The sequence below is a fragment of the Streptomyces sp. SID486 genome (assembly GCF_009865385.1).
Taxonomy (GTDB): domain Bacteria; phylum Actinomycetota; class Actinomycetes; order Streptomycetales; family Streptomycetaceae; genus Streptomyces.
Genome location: NZ_WWJT01000047.1, coordinates 1 through 20,312, shown reverse-complemented (window position 1 = coordinate 20,312; position 20,312 = coordinate 1). Strand labels below are relative to the sequence as shown.

The 20,312-nt window shown below is 73.7% G+C and carries 14 protein-coding genes and 1 pseudogene; 11 read left to right on the top strand and 4 right to left on the bottom strand.

Annotated elements, in window-relative coordinates:
• From GT045_RS02060 to GT045_RS02030, 7 genes and pseudogenes are all read left to right on the top strand, one after another.
• Nucleotides 1–1,319: pseudogene (locus tag GT045_RS02060) on the top strand (serine/threonine protein kinase); the annotation flags it as partial.
• Between the two features lie 162 nt (nt 1,320–1,481).
• On the top strand, nt 1,482–3,155 hold the full coding sequence (locus GT045_RS02055) for a serine/threonine-protein kinase (protein WP_161333097.1): 1,674 nt from the start codon (nt 1,482–1,484) through the stop codon (nt 3,153–3,155).
• A gap of 167 nt (nt 3,156–3,322) precedes the next feature.
• Nucleotides 3,323–5,053: a serine/threonine-protein kinase gene (locus GT045_RS02050; protein WP_161333096.1), complete on the top strand. Its 1,731-nt coding sequence runs from the start codon at nt 3,323–3,325 to the stop codon at nt 5,051–5,053.
• A gap of 52 nt (nt 5,054–5,105) precedes the next feature.
• Entirely contained in the window at nt 5,106–6,761 is a 1,656-nt protein-coding gene (locus GT045_RS02045) for a serine/threonine-protein kinase (protein WP_161333095.1), read from the top strand.
• A 51-nt stretch (nt 6,762–6,812) separates the two neighbouring features.
• The gene (locus GT045_RS02040; RefSeq protein WP_161333094.1) at nt 6,813–7,949 is read left to right on the top strand and encodes a serine/threonine-protein kinase; all 1,137 of its coding nucleotides are present in this window, start codon (nt 6,813–6,815) and stop codon (nt 7,947–7,949) included.
• Between the two features lie 126 nt (nt 7,950–8,075).
• Nucleotides 8,076–9,689 (top strand): succinic semialdehyde dehydrogenase, encoded by a 1,614-nt coding sequence (locus GT045_RS02035; protein WP_161292422.1) that lies wholly within the window; start codon nt 8,076–8,078, stop codon nt 9,687–9,689.
• A 58-nt stretch (nt 9,690–9,747) separates the two neighbouring features.
• The gene (locus GT045_RS02030; protein ID WP_161333093.1) at nt 9,748–11,553 is read left to right on the top strand and encodes a GMC family oxidoreductase; all 1,806 of its coding nucleotides are present in this window, start codon (nt 9,748–9,750) and stop codon (nt 11,551–11,553) included.
• Between the two features lie 754 nt (nt 11,554–12,307).
• On the opposite strand, the gene GT045_RS02025 is transcribed toward GT045_RS02030, so the two are convergent.
• The gene (locus tag GT045_RS02025) at nt 12,308–12,673 is read right to left on the bottom strand and encodes a chorismate mutase (RefSeq protein WP_161333092.1); all 366 of its coding nucleotides are present in this window, start codon (nt 12,671–12,673) and stop codon (nt 12,308–12,310) included.
• Between the two features lie 282 nt (nt 12,674–12,955).
• Here GT045_RS02025 and guaA point away from each other — a divergent pair, with 282 nt between their 5' ends.
• On the top strand, nt 12,956–14,536 hold the full coding sequence (gene guaA / locus GT045_RS02020) for a glutamine-hydrolyzing GMP synthase (protein ID WP_161333091.1): 1,581 nt from the start codon (nt 12,956–12,958) through the stop codon (nt 14,534–14,536).
• A gap of 40 nt (nt 14,537–14,576) precedes the next feature.
• Here the strand turns inward: guaA and GT045_RS02015 are convergent, their stop codons facing one another.
• The gene (locus GT045_RS02015; protein ID WP_161298492.1) at nt 14,577–15,044 is read right to left on the bottom strand and encodes a pyridoxamine 5'-phosphate oxidase family protein; all 468 of its coding nucleotides are present in this window, start codon (nt 15,042–15,044) and stop codon (nt 14,577–14,579) included.
• A gap of 139 nt (nt 15,045–15,183) precedes the next feature.
• Between GT045_RS02015 and GT045_RS02010 the strand changes: the two genes are divergently transcribed.
• The 3 genes from GT045_RS02010 to GT045_RS02000 all read left to right on the top strand — a co-directional run bounded on the left by GT045_RS02010 (nt 15,184) and on the right by GT045_RS02000 (nt 18,331).
• Nucleotides 15,184–15,978, top strand: a complete 795-nt coding sequence (locus GT045_RS02010; RefSeq protein ID WP_161333090.1) for a class II aldolase/adducin family protein — start codon at nt 15,184–15,186, stop codon at nt 15,976–15,978.
• A gap of 420 nt (nt 15,979–16,398) precedes the next feature.
• Nucleotides 16,399–17,679 (top strand): hypothetical protein, encoded by a 1,281-nt coding sequence (locus tag GT045_RS02005; protein WP_161333089.1) that lies wholly within the window; start codon nt 16,399–16,401, stop codon nt 17,677–17,679.
• Nucleotides 17,680–17,806: 127 nt separating this feature from the next.
• Complete coding sequence (locus GT045_RS02000) at nt 17,807–18,331, top strand: DoxX family protein (protein ID WP_161333088.1); 525 nt, start codon at nt 17,807–17,809, stop codon at nt 18,329–18,331.
• Here GT045_RS02000 and GT045_RS01995 read toward each other — a convergent pair.
• Both GT045_RS01995 and GT045_RS01990 read right to left on the bottom strand, forming a co-directional pair.
• Complete coding sequence (locus GT045_RS01995) at nt 18,328–18,537, bottom strand: hypothetical protein (RefSeq protein ID WP_161294370.1); 210 nt, start codon at nt 18,535–18,537, stop codon at nt 18,328–18,330. The two genes, GT045_RS02000 and GT045_RS01995, sit on opposite strands and share 4 nt — an antisense overlap.
• Nucleotides 18,524–20,137, bottom strand: coding sequence for a PspC domain-containing protein (locus GT045_RS01990; protein WP_237538284.1), 1,614 nt, complete (start codon nt 20,135–20,137; stop codon nt 18,524–18,526). The genes GT045_RS01995 and GT045_RS01990 overlap by 14 nt, the downstream gene beginning before the upstream one ends.
• Between the last annotated feature and the right edge of the window lie 175 nt (nt 20,138–20,312).

Genomic DNA, 20,312 nt, shown 5'->3' with positions numbered 1-20,312 from the left:
GCCGCCCCGAACTCGCCCCCGCCGGACCGCCCGCACCGCCGGGCGGCGGGTGGGACGAACCGGGTGCCGCGCGCCGTGGACCCGGCACCCCGCTCGCCGCCGAGCGGGCCCGGCAGGTGCGGATGACCGTCGTGGGGCCGGTGACCGAGCGGTGGGCACCGGAACAGGCCGGCCCGGTGCACGGGAACTGGCAGCTGGCCGCGCCGATCGGGCCCGCCACCGACCTGTGGGCGCTGGGCGCGCTGCTGTTCCGGGCCGTGCAGGGGCACGCACCGTACCCGGAGGAGTCGACGGCCGAGCTGGTGCAGCTGGTCTGCGCCGAGCCGCCCGCCTTCGCGGAGGAGTGCGGCCCGCTGCGGCCGGTCGTGGAGTCGCTGCTGCGCCAGGACCCCATCGAGCGGCCGGACGTCGAGGAGCTGAGCGGCTGGCTGCGTTCCCTGGTGCGGTCCGCGCCCGAGCCGGACGCCGGTGTCCACGTCGTCCCCGTGCCGCCCGTGGACCCGAGCCGGCTGCCGATCGTCCGGCGCCGTGGTGAACTGGTGCGCAGGCGGCGCGCCGGGCTGCCTGCGGCCCATCCGCACGGGCGGCACAAGCGGGGCCGGGAGACGTCCGGTTCGCCCCGCAGTCTCGGCCGGACCCTGCTCGTGCTGATCCTGCTCCTGCTGGCCGGCGCGATCGCGTACGCGATGCTCTTCATGCCGAAACAGGAAGGGAACGGCGCCGCGGACGGAGACCGTACCGGCAGCGCCGGGCGGACGAGTCCCGTGCCCTCGCACACCCGGCAGCCCTCCGCCGGGCAGAGCGCACCGGACGACGGTGCCTCCGCGCCCGCGACCGAGACACAGACCGGCGGGGACCCCGCCGTCCCCGACGGGTTCACCCTGCGCAAGGATCCGGACGGATTCCAGGTCGCCGTGGCCGAGGGCTGGGCGCGCACCCCGAAGAACGGCAGCGGTCAGGTGGCCTACACGCACGGCGACTTCGAGCTGATCGTCGTACCGGGCCGGGACGGCTCGTCCGCCTACGGCAGCGATCCGATGGTCTACCAGCGGGACAAGGAAAGGGAACTCCAGCCGTACCGCGACTCCAGCTGGGCCACGGCCAGCGGCCTGCGGACCATCGAGGTGGGCGGACGGACCATGGCCGAGGGGCAGTTCACCTGGACCGACGGGCAGGGCAGGGACCTGTTCGTGCGGAACATGGCGCTGCTGCTGAACGGCCGCTACCACATCCTCCAGGTACGCGGCCCGGACGCCCGACGGGACGAGGTGACCCGGTTGTACGAGCAGGCTACCGCGACGTATCGCTACACCGGTTGAGCAGCGAGTACCGGGGGGCAGGGCACGGCGGGCCGGTTCCCGCTCTCGCGCGGAAATGACCATCGTCACAGTGCGGTTTCCTTGGTACCCCGCTGGTTCCCTGTGCGCGGACCGGTCCATAGTCTGACCCTGACAAGAGCATTGCGGGGCAACGTGAATCAGATGCAGGGTCTGCTCATAGCAGGCCGCTACCGGCTCGCCGACTCCATCGGCAGCGGCGGCATGGGCCGGGTGTGGCGCGCCCACGACGAGGTGCTGCACCGGAAGGTCGCCATCAAGGAGTTGACCGCGGCGCTCTACGTCTCCGACAGCGACCAGGCCGTTCTGCTCGCCCGCACCCGCGCCGAGGCCCGCGCCGCCGCCCGCATCAACCACTCCGCCGTCGTCACCGTGCACGACGTCCTCGAACACGACGGCCGCCCCTGGATCGTCATGGAACTGGTCGAGGGCCACTCGCTGGCCGACGCGGTCAAGGAGCGGGGGCGCGTCGAACCGCAGGAGGCCGCACGGATCGGGCTGTGGGTGCTGCGCGCGCTGCGTGCCGCGCACACCGCCGGAGTGCTGCACCGGGACGTCAAGCCCGGCAACGTCCTGCTCGGCACGGACCGCCGGGTCCTGCTCACCGACTTCGGCATCGCCCAGATCGAGGGCGACAGCACCATCACCCGCACCGGGGAGGTCGTCGGCTCCGTCGACTACCTGGCCCCCGAGCGGGTACGCGGCCACGACCCCGGCCCGGCCTCCGACCTGTGGGCACTCGGCGCGACGCTGTACACGGCGGTCGAAGGACGCTCGCCGTTCCGGCGCACCTCGCCGCTGAGCACCATGCAGGCGATCGTCGAGGAACACGTGGACGAGCCGCGCCAAGCCGGTTCCCTCGAACCGGTCATCGCCGCCCTGCTGCGCAAGGACCCGGCCCAGCGGCCGGACGCGGGGGAGGCGGAGCGGATGCTCGCCGAGGTGGCTGAGGGCCGCCGGCCGGGCAGCGCGGAGGCGTTCATCCCGACCCAGACCTCGGGCGTGCGCACGGGCGGCACCGGCACCGCGGGCTACGGCCCGCCCGGTCACCCCACCGGCGGCACCGCCGCCGGGTACCCGCCGGGCGCGGGCCTGCCCGGAACCGGGGCGACGGCCGTGGCAGCCATGCCGCCGGTCCCGGCGGGCGGCACCGCGCCGGCCCGGCCCCGGCGCAGGCTGCGTACGCTCGCGCTCGTCGTCGCCGCCGCGGCCGTGCTCGGCGGCGGCGCGGCCGTGGCCTTCCAGCACTGGGGCGGCCAGGAGGGACCGAGCGGTACGGGCAAGGGTGCGGGTCCGGCCGTCACGGCGCCCCCCGCGAGCGGCTCCCCGGGCCCCGACGGCACGGTTCCCGCCTCGTGGCAGCGGTACGACGACGAATGGGGCTTCAGCCTCTACCTGCCCAAGGGCTGGTCCCGCAAGGTCGTCGGCGTACCCGGCGAGATCAGGCAGGTCGACTACACACCCGACGGCGGCAAGCACTTCGTGCGCATCGCCATCGACTCCTCACCGGACTTCGCCGACGCCAAATCGCACCAGGAGGATCTGGAACAGCAGATCCAGAGACTGGTCGACTACCGGCGGGTGACCATGGCGGAGAACACCTACCGCGACTGCAAGGGCTCGCTGTGGGAGTACACCTGGACGGCCCTGGCCAAGGACCCGCCCTATGTCGCCGGGCCGCGCCACGCCGTCGAGGAGACGTACTTCTCGCGGGACGGCGCCGAGTACGCGATCTACGTGTCGGGCCCCGGCGAGGACTGGGCGCAGACGAGCAAGCAGTTCAAGTGGGTGCTGCAGACCTGGCAGCAGCCCCGGTGACACGGGCGGCCGGTCCCGGTCGCGCGCGCCGGTGAAGGCCGCGTCCCGGCGGGTGCCCCCGCCCGCCGCCCGTGGCCGTGTCACGCCGACCGGCGCACGGGCCGAGTGCCTCCGGAGGGGCGACCGGATTTCGAGGAACCGGACGTGCGCTGCGGCATGATGGGCGCATGGGGACCGAGGGAGCCGGGTTCCGGCTGATCGCGGGCCGTTACCGCCTGGAGGAACGCGTCGGGCGCGGCGGCATGGGCGTCGTGTGGCGGGCGAGCGACCAGGTGCTGGGCCGTCAGGTGGCGGTCAAGGAACTCCTCGCGGACGACTCGCGCCCGGACGACGACGCGCGCCGCCGCCGTGACAGCACCTTCCGGGAGGCCCGCGCGGTCTGCCAGCTGCGGCACCCGCACATCATCGTCGTGCACGACGTGGTGGAGCAGGACGAACGGCCTTACCTGGTCATGGAGCTGATCGACGGCGGTTCGCTCGCCGACCGGATCGCCCGGCACGGCCCGGTCGACGCCGCCGAGGCCGCGCGGATCGGCATCGCCCTGCTGAGCGCGTTGCGCACCGCGCACGAGGCGGGCGTGCTCCACCGGGACATCAAGCCCGCGAACGTCCTCATCGAGTCCGGCACCGACCGGGTCGTCCTCACCGACTTCGGCATCGCCCAGGTCGCCGGCGCCACCACACTCACCGAGACCGGCTCCTTCGTCGGCTCGCCCGAGTACACGGCGCCGGAGCGGATGTCCGGGCTGCGCACCGGCCCCGAGTCCGACCTGTGGTCGCTCGGGGCACTGCTGTGCACGGTACTCAGCGGCGAATCGCCGTTCCGGCGCGACTCGATCGGCGGCATCCTGCACGCCGTCGTCGCCGACGACATCCGCCCGCCCGCCCAGGCCGAACCGCTGCTGCCCGTGGTCCGCGGCCTGCTGGACCGCGACCCCGACCGGCGGCTGGGCGCGGCGGACGCCGAGGCGATGCTGCGGACGTACCTGGAGACCGGGCGGACACCGCCCGCGCCGGCAGTCCAGGCCACCGCGGGCGGGCACGGCGGCGGGCGGGGCCACCGGACCGGCGGCGGCCGCACCGCGAAGGCCCCCGAGCCCTACGTCCCGACCCAGCCGGACCTCCCGCACGGCCGGCCACTGCCGTCCACCGCGGGGCAGCAGCCCCAGGCCCGGTCGTCGCCGCGCGGGGTGCTGGTGGCGGCACTGCTCGTCGCCGCGCTGGCCGGGGCGGGCGTGTCGGCCGCGGCGCTGCTGCTGCACCGGCACGGGGAGGGGGACGGCGGCACCCCGGGCGGTACGGCGACGACCCCCGCGACCCCGACCGGTACGCACTCCACGGACAGCACGGACGGCACGAACTCCTCCGGCTCCCCGACGGGGTCCGCGACACCGTCACCGTCCACACCCGCACCCGGCGCCCCCCGCCCGACCGGCGCCGACTCGCACACCGCGCCCTCCGGTTACCGCACCGCACGGGACCCGGCCGGATTCTCCCTCGCCGTGCCGGAGGACTTCACCCGCAGCCCGCAGGGCGAGCGGGTCTTCTATCTGTCGCCGGGGCAGACCTTCCGCCTGGGCATCAAGGTCACCGAGGCGCAACCCGGGGGCCCGCAGGGCGTGCTGGACCGGTCCGCCGCCGACGGCCCCTCCACCAACCCGGGTTACCACGACGGCCGCGTCACCCGCACCACCCGCGGCGGACACCGCGCCGCGCTCTGGGAGTTCACCTGGAACGGCTTCACCGCGACGGAGGGCCCGCGCCACACCTACGACCTGTGCTGGGAGGAGGGCGGCCGGCTGTACGACGTGTGGGTGTCGGCTCCGGTCGGGAAGGTGCGGGAGGCGCGGGAGTACTTCGACGTGGCGGTCGACACGTTCTCGGTCACGGGTGTGTGACCGGTTCGCCCTCCCTGTGGCTGCGGCGCCGGGGGCGCGGTAGAGATGACGCATGAGCAGTGACGGGGGAGTCGGCCACGGGACCGACGACACGACGAGTTTTGTTCTGCAACCGCCCCGGCCACGTCCGGGCCCGCCCGGCGAGGCCGTTCCGGCCACCGGGCCCGCCGGCGCCGCTTCCGCCGCGGAACCGGGTGCGGGCCGGCTCGTCGCGGGCCGCTACCGGCTGCTGGGCAAGCTGGGGCATGGCGGCATGGGCACCGTGTGGCGGGCCGAGGACGAGACGGTGGACCGAGAGGTCGCGGTCAAGGAGCCGCGCGTACCGGACCACCTTCCCGAGAGCGAACGGGCCAACGCCTACGAACGCATGCGCCGCGAGGCCCGCGCGGCGGCGCGCCTCGACCACCCCGCGGTGGTGAACGTGCACGACGTCGCGGTCGTCGACGGCCGGCCGTGGATCGTCATGGAACTGGTGCGCGGCCGCACCCTCGGCAGCGCGCTGCGGGAGGGCACCCTGGACGCACGGCAGGCGGCCCGGATCGGTCTGCAGGTCCTCGGCGCGCTGGAGGCGGCGCACGCCGCGGGCGTACTGCACCGGGACGTCAAGCCCGACAACATCCTGCTGGGCCGGTACGACCGGGTCGTCCTCACCGACTTCGGCATCGCCTGGATCGAGGGCGACCCGCGGCTCACGGACACGGGCGGTTTCGTCGGCTCGCCCGAGTTCATCGCGCCGGAGCGGGTGCTCGGGCAGCGGCCCGGCCCGGCGAGCGACCTGTGGTCCCTGGGTGTGGTGCTGTACACGGCCACGGAGGGCGTGTCGCCGTTCCGCCGCAGCAACACGCCGGCCACCCTGCAGTCCGTCCTCAACGCCACCCCGGCCCCGCCCGCGTCGGCCCGCGGCCCGCTCGCCGAGGTCATCGACGGGCTGCTCCACAAGGACCCCGCGCGGCGCCCGACGGCGGACCGGGTCCGCGCCCTGCTCCAGGAGGCCGCGAACCCCCCGGCACCGCCGGCCCCGGCGCCTCCGGTGGCGGCGGTCCCCACGGCGCCCTCCCCGACGCAGGCCGGCCCGGCCGTCACCCGCTCGCGCCGCCGGCGCCGTACCGCCTGGCTGGGTGCCGGCGCGGCGGCGGTGGCGGCGGCCGTCACCGCGTACCTCGTCCTCGTCCCCTCCTCCGCGGGCGCGCTGCCCGACGGCTGGGTGAAGCGGCCGGAGAACAGGCTCGGCGTCACCCTCGCCGTCCCCGCGAGCTACCAGGCCGTCCGGCCGGACAAGGACGACAGCGACCGGGACTGGGTGTCGTACGGGGACTGGAGCGGGTCCCTGTGGGTCCGCCTGCATCTGACGCGCAGGTCGGAGGACTCCCTCGACCGGATCAAGTCCAGCGCGCGGGCCCAGATGTACGACGACAACGAGGAGTTCAAGAGCCAGGGCGACTACGAGCTGGGGATGGGCAGGGCCACGAAGACGGTCCCGGACACGGACGCCACGTACGACGGCCGGCAGGCGGCCGGGAACACGGTGGCCTACCCCGCCGCCGACGACGACAACCGCCCCCGCGAGCTGCGGATCTTCTACTACCGCAGCACGTCGGGGGACATGTACGAACTGGCCGTCGGCTACCCGGCCAAGGGCGACTTCACCGCCCGCGGCCGCGAGGTGGCGAAGGAGGCGATCGCCGGTCTGGAGATCGCCGAGCCGTGACCCCGGCCGCCCGCTTCGACAACGGCGCGGTGCGCACGGTACTCATGGGGCATGACCGAAGACGGCGAACACCCGCCCGACGCACGTGTGATCGGCGGCCGTTACCGGCTGACCGGACGTCTGGGGTCCGGGCCGGGCGGGACCGTGTGGCGCGCCCTGGACGAACGGGATCACGGGCCGGTCGCCGTCAAGGAGCCGCTGCTGCCCGGTGATCCGGCCACCGACGAGGAGAGCCGGCGCATCGCCCACCGGCTCCACCACGAGGCCGGGGCCGCCACCCGGGTGCGGCACCCCTCGGCCGTGACGGTGTACGACGTCGTCACCGAGGACGGCGTCCCCTGGATCGTGATGGAGCTGGTGGCGGGCGAGTCCCTGCGCGAAGTGCTGCGGCGCGGGCCGGTCCCGGCCGCCGAGGCAGCGCGCATCGGGCTGGCCGTGCTCGGCGCGCTGCGTGCCGCCCATGCCGTCGGCATCGTGCACCGGGACGTCAAACCGGCCAATGTCCTGCTGGAGTCCGGCACCGGGCGGGTCGTCCTCACCGACTTCGGCATCGGCGACGGACACGCGGAGGACGCACCCGCCGGCTTCGTCGCGCCGGAACGGGCGGCGGGGCCCGGCGCCGGCCCGGCCTCCGACCTGTGGTCGCTGGGCGCGCTGCTGCGTACCGCCCTCGCGGGCACGGACCCCGGCCCGCCGGAACCGCTCGGCCCGCCGGAACCGCTCGGCCCGCTGCTGGACCGGCTGCAGGCCGAGGACCCGGCGGCCCGCCCGGACCCGCACGAGGTCAGCGCCGTACTCGGCGACTACCTCGCCTCCAGCGAACCGGGGGCCGCGGCTACCGGGCCGGGGGGTGCGGCGACCGGGCCGGAGGACGTGGCGACCGGGCCGGAGGACGTGGCGACCGGGCCGGAGGACGCGGCCGTCCCCGCCGTAGCGGACGGCTCCGGAGCAGCGGCCGTCCCCGCCCCGTCCGATCCCTCCCCGGTGGCCGACGCCTCCGCCGTATCCGACGCGTCCCCGGTAGCCGACGCCTCGGCCGTATCCGACGCGTCCCCGGTGGTCGACGCCCCCGCCGCAGCCGATGCTTCCTCCGCGTCCGGCGCCTCCGCCCCCGTGGCGAGTGCCCGCCGTCGCACCCCTCTGAGCGCTCTCGGTCTGCTGCTCGCGAGAAAACCCGGAGTCGACTGATCGTCATCCCCCAACGCCCTGATCAGCGCATTCTCTGCCAGTGATCACTGGCAGTGTGTGAGCACTCGGTGAATCCGCGTTACCGACGGGTACACAAAGCCTGCGCTCCGGAATACCCTGCGCGTCATGACGGACACGCAGGCCCCCGACATCGCCGGTACCAACCCGCTCGCGCCCGCACCCGAAGGCGCCCGCACCGCCGCCGACGTGGTCACCCCGGAACTGGTGGCCCAGCTCACCAAGGGCGTCGTCGGCTCCGGCCGCACCGCCAACCACACCCCCTTCAGCGGCGAGAAGCTGGCCGACCTGCCCGAGTCCACCCCGGAGGACGTCCGCGAGGCGTTCGAGGCCGCCCGCGCGGCCCAGGGCGTGTGGGAGCGGACCCCGGTACGGCAGCGGGCCGCCGTCCTGCTCCGCTTCCACGATCTGGTGCTGGAGCGGCAGGCCGAGGTCCTGGACCTCATCCAGCTGGAGACCGGCAAGGCCCGCCTGCACGCGCACGAGGAGGTGCAGGCCGTCGCCGTCGCGGCCCGCCACTACGGCCGCCGGGCCGCGGCGTATCTGAGGCCGAAGCGGCACACGGGCGCCGTGCCCACCCTGACGAAGGTCACCGAACTGCGTCACCCGCGCGGTGTCGTGGGCCAGATCGCCCCCTGGAACTACCCGCTGGAGCTGTCCGTCGGCGACGCCCTGCCCGCCTTCGTCGCGGGCAACGCCGTGGTGATGAAGCCGGACACGGAGACCTGTCTGACGGCGCTGTGGGCGCGTGACCTGCTGATCGAGGCCGGACTGCCCGAGGGTGTCTTCCAGGTCGTCCTCGGCGAGGGTCCGGTCGTCGGCCCGGAGCTGGTCAGGCACGCCGACTACGTCTCCTTCACCGGGTCCACCCGCACCGGCCGCGAGGTCGCCGTCGGCGCCGCCTCCCGGCTGGTCGGTGTCTCCCTCGAACTCGGCGGCAAGAACGCCATGCTGGTGCTGGAGGACGCCGACATCGAGAAGGCGGCCGCCGGAGCCGTCCGTGCCTGCTTCTCCTCCGCCGGCCAGCTGTGCATCTCGATCGAGCGGCTGTACGTCCACGAGTCCGTCGCCGACGCCTTCCTGGAGCGGTTCGCCGCCAGGACCCGGGCCATGCGGCTCGGCAACTCCCTCGCCTACGGCGCCGACATGGGCTCGCTGGTCGGCGAACGCCAGCTGGAGACCGTCGAACGGCATGTGCGGGAGGCCGTCGCCAAGGGCGCGAAGGTGGTAGCCGGGGGTACGGCCCGCCCGGACATCGGCCCCTACTTCTTCGAGCCGACCATCCTGGACGGCGTCGACCCCTCCATGGCCGTCTGCGAGGAGGAGACCTTCGGTCCGGTCGTCTCCGTCTACCGCTTCAAGAGCGAGGAGGAGGCCGTCGAGCGTGCCAACGCCACGCCGTACGGCCTGAACGCGTCGGTGTGGACGAAGAACGGCCGCCGTGGCCAGGACGTCGCCGCCCGGCTGCGCACCGGCACGGTCAACGTCAACGAGGGCTACGCGCCCGCCTACGGCAGCGTGCAGTCGCCGATGGGCGGCATGAAGGACTCCGGTCTCGGCCGCCGGCACGGTGCCGAGGGCATCCTCAAGTACACGGAGGCCCAGACGGTGGCCCGGCAGCGGCTGCTTCCGATGGCGCCGTCGCTGGGCATGGACGACGAGGGGTACGCGGCGTTCATGAGCCGCAGTCTCCGCCTGATGAAGGCGTTCCGGTTCCGCTAGACCACCCGCCCCGCCCGGACGACCCGTTCGGACCAGCCGTTCTCAACGAGGAGAGCACGTGTCGCAGGAGAAGTCTGTCCAGACCCGGGACGAGGACGGGTACGACTACGACGTCATCGTCGTCGGTTCGGGGTTCGGCGGCTCGGTCACCGCCCTGCGCCTCACCGAAAAGGGGTACCGCGTAGGCGTCCTCGAAGCCGGCCGCCGCTTCACCCGCGACACGCTGCCGAAGAACTCCTGGGACCTGAAGAACTACCTCTGGGCCCCGAAGCTCGGTATGTACGGCATCCAGCGCATCCATCTGCTGGGCAACGTGATGGTGCTGGCCGGCGCGGGCGTCGGCGGCGGCTCGCTCAACTACGCCAACACCCTCTACGTACCGCCCAAGCCGTTCTTCGACGACCCCCAGTGGCGGCACATCACCGACTGGCAGGAGGAGTTGCAGCCGTACTACGACCAGGCCCGGCGCATGCTCGGCGTCCGGCTCAACCCCACCATGACCCCCTCGGACGTGCATCTGAAGGCGGCGGCCCAGCGGATGGGCGTCGGCGACACCTTCCATCTCGCCCCGGTGGGCGTGTTCTTCGGCGACGGCAAGGACGCGGACGGCACGGCGAAGGCCGGGCCCGGCGAGCAGGTGAGCGACCCCTACTTCGGCGGGGCCGGCCCCGACCGGAAGGCGTGCACCGAGTGCGGCGAGTGCATGACCGGCTGCCGGCACGGCGCGAAGAACACCCTCAACGAGAACTACCTCTACCTGGCGGAGAAGGCGGGCGCGGTCGTCCACCCGCTGACGACGGTGGTGTCCGTGACGGACGACTCGCGGGGCGGCTACGCGCTGGCGACCCTGCCGACGGACCGGAAGAAGAAGGGCGAGGGCCGGCTCTTCACCGCCCGCAGGGTCGTCCTCGCGGCCGGCACCTACGGCACCCAGACCCTGCTGCACCGCATGAAGGCGAGCGGCCGGCTGCCGTACCTGTCGGCCCGGCTGGGCGACCTGACCCGCACCAACTCCGAGGCGCTGGTGGGCGCGCAGACCGACGACCGCCGCTACCGCAGGGCGACCGGCGAGCCGCGGGCCGACTTCACCCGGGGCGTCGCGATCACGTCCTCCATCCACCCCGACGAGAACACCCATGTCGAGCCGGTCCGTTACGGCAAGGGCTCCAACTCGATGGGCGGCCTGTCGATCCTCCAGGTGCCGTACGTGGAGGGCTCCTCGCGCGCGCTCGCCTGGCTGGCCAACGCGGCCCGGCACCCGCTGCTGGTCGCCCGTTCGCTGTCCAACCGGCGCTGGTCGGAGCGGACCATCATCGGCCTCGTCATGCAGTCCCTGGACAACTCGCTGACGACGTACCTGAAGTCCGGCGGGGTCGGCAAGGGGCTGCTCACCGCCCGGCAGGGGCACGGCTCGCCGAACCCCAAGCAGATCAGGGCAGCGACCGAGGCCGCCTCCGCGCTCGCCGCCGAGATCAACGGCTTCGCCGGCAGCAACGTCGGCGAGCTGATGGGCACTCCGCTCACCGCGCACTTCCTCGGCGGCTGCCCCATCGGGGACTCCGCGCGGACGGGCGTGATCGACCCCTACCACCGGCTCTACGGCCACCCCGGCATCTCGGTGGTGGACGGTGCCGCGGTCTCCGCGAACCTGGGGGTGAACCCCTCGCTGACGATCACGGCGCAGGCCGAGCGGGCGATGTCGTTCTGGCCGAACAAGGGTGAGGAGGACCCGCGGCCGGCGCCGGGAGGGGCGTACGAGCGGCTGAAGCCGGTGGAGCCGCAGGCCCCGGTGGTCCCGGCGGACGCGTTCGGCGCGCTGCGGCTGCCGTTCCTGGGGATACCGGCGGTACCACCGAAGAAGTGACCGGAGGACGGCGGCCGAAGAGGTGGCCGGAGGACGGCGGCCGAAGAGGTGGCCGGAGGACGGCGGCCGAAGAAGTGGCCGGAGGACGGCGGCCGAAGAAGTGGCCCGAGGACGGCGGCCGAAGAAGTGGCCGGAGGACGGCGAGAGGGACCTGCATCCCCCTCCGAAGGCAGGTCCCTCTCGCCGTTTCTTGATCCGGCAGGTTTGATCGGCGAAATGCGAGAAGGGTTGCTTCGGAAGGCCCGGATTTCCGTGTGATGTAGGTCACGAAACGGGTGTGCCGAGGGCGCCGCGCACGGCACCCGCCCGACCGGGCGCCACCCGACCGCGCACACGAAGAACCGGCTTCGGGCATGCAGGCTTCGGACATGAAGAAGGGCCCCGCGGGACGGAGGGGCCGCGGGGCCCTTCTACGGTGAGCACCGGCGTCAGGGCAGCGCCGGTGCCGGGAAGCGGCGCCGGGGGGTTGCGCCGCTTGTTCCTGTGCCCTGTGGCCTGTCTGCAGTTTTCCGCCGGCCGGCCCCGGGCGTCCCCGGAGCCGGCCGTTCTCTTGGGTGACCGGGCTGCTGTCCCCTGCCGTCCGGTCACTTCCTGGAGCGAGGTCCCACGACCTACGGCACGACCCGTACGTCTCATCGCCCCAGCGAGCCACGCGTGGTTCTGTCGGGCCCGCCCCTGGCTGGCACGGACACCCCCCTCAACGAAGCGGTGCACGGGCCGGTCACGCGCCGTACGGGTGAGAGCGGGACCGAACTCAGATGCGACCCCGGCACAGCTCCAGCAGGGTCATGGCGAGGGCGGTGCCGGGCTTGCCGAGGGCGTCCCGGTAGCGGCCGAGGATGTCCATCTCGCGGGAGAGGTGCACGCGCCGGCCGCCGGAGGCGATGCGGGCCTGCTGGACGACGGCGGAGACCGCCATCCGTTCCTGCACGAGGCCGATGATCCGGTCGTCGAGCGCGTCGATGCGCTCCCGGGCACCGGCGATGACCGCTTCAGGGCCGGCGGCCGTCCCCGGGGACGCGGTCGCTGAGGGGGCCGTGGCCGCTGCCGGGGCGGCGGTCCTGCCGGGGGAGGCGGCCGCGTCCGGGGTGGCGGTCGGTTCCGTGGTGGTGGTGGTCACGTCGGGCTCCTCGGTCGGGAAGGTGGATGCCCTGGAACGGCAGAACCCGGAAAACGACAGGCGCCCCGGGCCTTGTCGGCCCGGGGCGCCTGGGAAGTCGCTTGGCGTCAGCTCAAGCAGCACGACCATGGCAGCCGGCGGGCCGGGTGCCATAGGTAAAGACGAAGGTCGAGTGCTTGCGCATGAGGCCAGTATGGCACGGCCCGGTACGGGGGACCCCTTCCCGCCCTCCCCGTTAGACTCGGTAGCACAGACCCCCGCCCGACCACCAGAAGGCACCCCGTGTCATCAGCGACTCCCACTGCCGCCAGCACCGACACCGTCCTGGTCGTCGACTTCGGTGCGCAGTACGCCCAGCTCATCGCCCGTCGCGTCCGCGAGGCGCGGGTCTACAGCGAGATCGTGCCGAGCACCATGCCGGTCCGGGAGATGCTCGCCAAGAACCCCGCGGCGATCATCCTCTCCGGAGGCCCTTCGTCGGTGTACGAGGAGGGTGCTCCCCGCCTCGACCGCGAGATCTTCGAGGCCGGCGTCCCCGTCTTCGGCATGTGCTACGGCTTCCAGCTGATGGCGCAGGTCCTCGGCGGCACGGTCGACAACACCGGGTCGCGTGAGTACGGCCGTACCGACCTGCATGTCTCCAAGGCGTCCTCCACCCTCTTCGAGGGCACCCCGGGCGAGCAGCACGTGTGGATGTCCCACGGCGACGCCTGCTCCGCCGCCCCCGAGGGCTTCTCGGTCACCGCGTCCACGGACGTCGTCCCGGTCGCCGCCTTCGAGAACGACGACAAGAAGCTCTACGGCGTCCAGTACCACCCCGAGGTCATGCACTCCACGCACGGCCAGCAGGTGCTGGAGCACTTCCTGTACCGCGGTGCCGGCCTGAGCCCCGACTGGACCACCGGCAACGTGATCGAGGAGCAGGTCGAGGCGATCCGCGAGCTGGTCGGCGACAAGCGCGCGATCTGCGGTCTGTCCGGCGGCGTGGACTCCGCCGTCGCCGCCGCCCTGGTCCAGAAGGCCATCGGCTCCCAGCTGACCTGCGTGTACGTCGACCACGGCCTGATGCGCAAGGGCGAGACCGAGCAGGTCGAGAAGGACTTCGTCGCGGCCACCGGCGTGCAGCTGAAGGTCGTGGACGCCGAGGACCGCTTCCTCGCCGCGCTGAAGGGCGTCAGCGACCCCGAGGAGAAGCGCAAGATCATCGGGCGGGAGTTCATCCGCGTCTTCGAGCAGGCGCAGGCCGAGATCATCGCCGACGAGGGCCCGGCCGTGGAGTTCCTGGTCCAGGGCACCCTCTACCCGGACGTCGTCGAGTCCGGCGGTGGCACCGGCACCGCGAACATCAAGTCGCACCACAACGTCGGCGGTCTGCCCGAGGACCTCGAGTTCAAGCTGATCGAGCCGCTGCGCAAGCTGTTCAAGGACGAGGTCCGCATGGTCGGCCAGGAGCTGGGCCTGCCGGACGAGATCGTCCAGCGCCAGCCGTTCCCGGGCCCCGGCCTGGGCATCCGGATCGTCGGCGAGGTCACCAAGGAACGGCTCGACCTGCTGCGCGACGCCGACGCCATCGCCCGCGAGGAGCTGACGGCGGCCGGCCTGGACCGCGACATCTGGCAGTGCCCGGTGGTCCTGCTCGCGGACGTCCGCTCGGTCGGCGTCCAGGGCGACGGCCGCACCTACGGCCACCCGATCGTGCTGCGCCCGGTCTCCTCCGAGGACGCCATGACCGCCGACTGGTCCCGGCTGCCGTACGACGTCCTCGCCCGCATCTCGACCCGGATCACCAACGAGGTCCGGGACGTCAACCGGGTCGTGCTCGACGTGACGTCGAAGCCGCCGGGCACGATCGAGTGGGAGTAGTCCTCCCCGGCCCTGTCGTGCCGCCGCCGGCCGGCAGGGCCTAGGTCCGCCTGAGAGTGCGCACCGGCTCTCCGGGCTTCCAGACCTGGACGACCAGATACCGGTCGTCCTCGACGCAGGTCCGCACGACCTCCGTCAGCTCGGTGCGCAGGAGGTGGAACGGCTGCGGCGGTTCCACCTCCTTCACGTACGCGTCCTTGACCGCGCCCGCCCCCACCTCGAACGCCCGCCCGCCGATCCGGACGTCGCCCCCGGCCATGTCCGTGCCGTCGCCCGGGTTGGCCTGCAACGTGAAACGCGGGTCACGGCGCAGGTCGAGTGCCTTGAGCGAGCCCGGCATCATGCCGAGCCACAGCTCACCGGCCAGGAAGCGCACCTCCAGGCCGGAGGTGCGCGGTGAGCCGTCCGCCCGGAGGGTCGCGAGGACGTGGTGCCGGTACGCGCCGAAGCGCTCCTCGCTGGTCTTCGCCAGCTCGGGTGCGGCGGTGCTGAAAGCTGCCCAGTTCATACGGCCCAGTCTCGCCGGGAAACCCGACACCTTCTGTCGGGTATGCGCTGCCTACGGCATCTTCACGAAACGGCACTGCCCTTTTGCGCCGCCCGGCGGTACCTTCCGGCCGTACCGCAATCCCAGGACGGGAGGATTCATGCACGGGCCCACCCCGCCCCTGCCACTGCCCACCAGCCGGCTCCGGTTCGCCATGCCGCCGATGCACGAGTCGGCCGAGGACGAACGCCGGCACCGCAAGGAGCGCCTCGCGGGAGCCCTGCGGATCTTCGGGCGTGCGGGATTCGAGGACGGGGTGTCCGGGCACATCACCGCCCGGGACCCGGAGTTCACCGACTGCTTCTGGGTCAACCCGTTCGGCATGCCCTTCAAGCACGTCACGGTCGGTGATCTCGTCCTCGCCAACCAGGACGGCCAGGTCGTCGAGGGCCGCTACCACGTCAACCAGGCGGCGTTCACCGTGCACGCCCAGGTGCACGCCGCCCGCCCCGACGTCGTCGCCGTCGCCCACTGCCACTCCGTGCACGGCCGCGCCCTCGCCGCCCTCGGTGACCTCATCGACCCCATCACCCAGGAGAGCTGCGCCTTCTACGAGGACCTCGCCCTCTACGACGCCTACACCGGCGTCACCGTCGACGCCGAGGAGGGCCGCCGGATCGCCGCCGCGCTGGGCTCGCACAAGGCGCTCGTGCTGCGCAACCACGGGCTGCTCACCGTCGGGGACTCCGTGGACGCCGCCGCCTGGTGGTTCCTGTCCCTGGACCGGTCCTGCCAGGTGCAGCTGCTGGCGAAGGCCGCGGGCCGGCCGGTGCTCATCGACCACAAGGCGGCCGTCGCCACCCGCGAACAGCTCGGCGGCGACCTCGTGGCCTGGATCAACTACCAGCCCCTGTGGCAGGACATCAGCCGCGGCGAACCGGACCTGCTGAGCTGAGCCGGCCGCCACCCGCCCGGAACCGCCGCCCACCCGAAGTCCCCTTCCGCGGGCGGTCGCGCGCCCGAAGTCCCGGAGTACGTCCGCCCTCGGCCGCCGCGGACTTCTGAGCGAGCGCCCCCTTGCGCGGGCCGGTCGCGCGCCCGACCCCGTCGGCGGGGCCGGCCGGGTCGACACGCACCCGGCCGGCGCCGAAGGGCACGGCCCCGCCCCGCCGGATGATCCCGGCCGTACCGGGGTTCTCGCGGCCGGGTCAACACCGCGGCTCCCGCTTCACCCCCGGTGACCCTGCCCGAACGCCCCGAAAGCCCCGAGGTAGGGCACAATTCGCTGGAACGACAGGGGAGTTGCCCGGCCGTCACACGCGCCGTGCGTGCTGACCGCAGGGGCGGCGGGCCGTGGGGAAGGCGGGCGTCGGACGTGGCGGTGCAGGAGGCGAGAGGGGACACGGGCGCCGAGGGCGCCCACGACGGCGGCTGTACCTGCGGGGACTGTCCGCACGGCGCCCGGGAGGGGCACCGGCGGGCCGTCGCCGCGTTCCTGCGCCGGCGGGACGAGTTCGCCGCCGGGCACGGGCTGCCGGCCGCGGTGGCCCACTCGGCCCCGGCGACCCGCCAGTGGGTGTCCGAGCAGCTCACCCAGCGGGCCGAGGCCGTCGCCGAACAGGGCCGGGCCGAGGGCGCGGTCCGGCTCGCCCGGCTGTGGCTGCGGACGGTGTGTGCCGTGTGGGGCGCGGTCACCGTCCTGCTGCTCGCCGAGGCGCTCACCGCGATCGGCGCGGGCTGGACCGGTGCCCGCACCGCCGCCCTGTCCGCCGCGCTCGTCGCGGCCGGCGCGCTGACCGCCGCCTGCTTCCTCCACCGGGCGCGCGGCGGGGCACTCGCGCCGGTGCTCGGCGAGGACAACCGCATCTCCACCTCCCGTACCGTCGCCGCCTGCTGGGTGCTGTTCGTCGGTTACGCGGTCCTGCTGCTGGCCGCCCGCCTGGCCGCCGCCTCCGACCACGCCGAACGCGACGCCCTGATCTCCGGCCTCGATCTGGCACGCGGCGCGGGCATGGTGACCGTCCTCGCCGTGGTGTGCGGCATCGCCGTCCTGGTCCGCCGGGTGGTGGGCCTGCGCATCCTCGCCCAGCGGCTGCAGAAGGTGCCGGCCGACCGCCCGCGCGCCGCCGACCTGCTCACCGACGACTCCGGCCGGGGCGCCTTCACCGACATCCAGTACGTCGCCATCAGCGCCGTGGCCCTGCTCTTCGCCGCCGTACGGCTGGCGCGCCGCCCCGACCGGCTGCCCGACCTGCCCTGGGGCCTGGGGGTGGTCGTGCTGATCTCGGCCCTGACCTACCTGGCCGGCAAATACGCCGAGGGCGGCCGGCCGGTGATCCTGTCGGTGGTCCGTGCCCGCGAGCCCGGCGACCTCGACGGCCCGGTCCGCACCGGCGACGACATCGAGATCCGGGGTACCGGCTTCGTCCCCCCGGGCGCCCAGACGGCCGACCGGCTCTCCCGCATGGTCGTCCGCATCGGCGCGGTCGACGTCCACGTCCCCCTCGTCCCTGTCACGGGCGGCTTCCGCAACCCCACCGACACCACCCTGACCGTGCCCGTACCGGCGGACGTGGAGCCCGGCGCGGTGGACGTCCAGGTGGTGACCGCGGCCGGCGTGGCGACCAACCGCTACCCGCTCCATGTGACGGAGTGACCGCCGGGCAGACGGGCGCAGACACCCGAAATCCGGAAAATCAGCCGTGAGAGGATTGAACTCGCTCCCTTCGTCATACGTATCGTCAGATGAGGGTGGCACGGCGGGTGAAAGGCGGCTGGCAGCGATGACTCACGGCATGCGGACGGACACGCACTCCATCCGGCTGGACGGCTCGCGCAGCCTGCGGGACACCGCCGCCCACTACGCCCTGCTCCCGCTGCGCATCTTCCTGGGCGTCACCTTCATCTACGCCGGCCTCGACAAGCTCACCGACAGCGCCTTCATGCGGTCCGGCGGCGCCGGTTCGATCGGCGACATCATGCGTGCCGCCCGCGACACCGCCGCCATCCCCGCCCTGGTCGACCTGGCCCTGAAGAGCCCGGTCAGTTTCGGCTGCGCCATCGCCGCCGGTGAACTGGCCGTCGGCATCGGCACGCTGCTCGGCCTCTTCGGCCGTCTGGCCGCGCTCGGCGGCGCGCTGATCTCGCTCAGCCTCTGGCTGACCATGAGCTGGGCCTCGACCCCCTACTACTACGGCAACGACCTCGCCTACCTGATGGCCTGGCTCCCCCTGGTCCTCGCCGGCACCCCCTATCTTTCCGTGGACGCGGCCTGGCGGTCGCGGCGGCGCTTCGGCGGCTACCGCTAGCCGCTCTCGGCACCGCCCCGCCTGCGTATCGCCCGGGCCAGTGTGGCCGTCGCACCGGCGAGGCAGAGACCGCCCACGACCAGCGGCACGATCGCGAACCAGGGGACGTCCCACAGACCGCCCGCGTCCCCCGCGAACACCGCACCGGCGGCGGTGAGGGACAGACCGGCGACCAGCTTCCCGGGCTGGAACTCATGACGCAGCACGACTGACCTCCACCTGTCCCACGCCGACACCGAGCGTCAGCTCCAGCGTGCCGGACTTCCCGGTCCCCCCGGCCGGTGCCAGTGTCACGCTCCTGTGCTGACCGGGCCGCACGTCCACGTCCTTTCCTCGGTCCTCGGGCAACCGGATGTCGCCCACTCCGAGATCGATGTCCATCCGCACGGTCACGTCCGCCGGCACGATCACCTTCAGCTGCCCCGCGCCCACCCGCGCGTCCGTGGCGACCGTCTGACCCCTGGCCGGGTGCACCCGGGTGAGGTCCAGGGTGCCCCGGCCCGTGCCGAGGTCGTAGGCGGACCGGACTTGTGCCGCCGCGGCAGGCTTCCACGACGTCTCCCGCCAGTCGGCGGTGATGTCCCGGGGCAGGGCCGCCGCCCCGGCGAGCAGGGCAGCGGTGACCACCGCGAGGAACACCGTCCCGGCGCCGGTACGGCCGAGGAACGCGCTGAGCGCGATGCCCAGCCCGAACACCGCGAGCGCGCAGGCCAGGCCCGTCTGCAGGCTGGTGCCCAGCGGATGCGTGTGCCAGCCGAGCCCGGTGCCGAGGCCGCCCGCCAGCAGTGCGAGCAGGAACACCCAGCCACCGATCCAGCGCGGGCCCCGCGGTCTCGGGGGCGGGGGCTGCGGCGGCCGTATCGCCCCGTGGTGCGGCCAGGGGAGGGCGACGCCGACGTCCACGGCCGAGGTGAGGTCCCGGTCGCGGGCTTCGCCGGGCCCCCACAGATAGCCGGTGCCGCCGACATGGGTGCCGTCCTTGACGATCGGGTCCCGCCACCAGGAGGGGTAGGTGGTGACGACCGGCGGCGCCTGGGCCTCCGGCGGCGCGTCGGCCGCGGCCTGCGCTGCCAGGGGGTCGGGGTCGGGAGCGCCACGGCGCCGCGACCAGTACCCCGCGCCGGCGAGCAGCAGCGAGAGCACCGTGGCGAAGGCCAGCACCCCGCCGTTCTTCAGCATCGTCAGGAGGACTCCGCAGCCGACCAGGGCGAACAGCACGGCGGCCAGCGCCTGGCCGTCGACCCGGCCCGTGAACAGCTTGCGGACCTCGTTCTCCTCCTCCTCCTCGTACGGCACCAGGAGCCAGGCGAAGCCGTAGAAGATGAGGCCCAGACCGCCTGCCGCGGCCAGCACGGCGAGCGTGATCCGGAAGATCACCGGGTCCATGTCGGTCTGCCGCCCGAGCCCCGCGCACACGCCCGCGATCATCTTGTGCCGACGGTCGCGCCGGAACCGGGCGGGCAGCCCGGGGGCCTCCTGCTGCTCAGGCTCCTCCGCGGGGGAGTGGGCACCGGTCCCGGACCGGGAGCGCGAGCCGGCCTGGGGGTGGGCGGCTTCGCCACCGGGGCTGCTGTCGGCTGGGCCGGTGCTGGTGCCCGTGCTGCTGTGGGCGGGGCCGGTGCTGGTGCCGGTGCTGCTGTGGGCGAGGGGATGGGCGTGGGCGTCGGTGCCCGTATCGGTGCCGGTGTCGGCCGCTCCCGTCTTTCCCGTCGCGGCGGGCGCGGCATCCGTCGGCCCGGTGCCCGGGTCCGGGCGCGGGCCGGGGCCGGGTCCCGGACCCGTCGCGGCGTGCTCGTGATCCGTCATGTGTCCATGGTGACGGCCGGGTCGTCGCCACGGCAGTCGGGACAACCCTGGACCGACCCTGAAATCGGCCCTGACGCGGGACCGGGAGAGGTCCGAGCGGCGCGGACCGCGGCCGGCACCCGCCCGGGCCGCCCTGCCGGCGGCACCCGCCTGGGCCGCCCTGCCGGCACCCGCC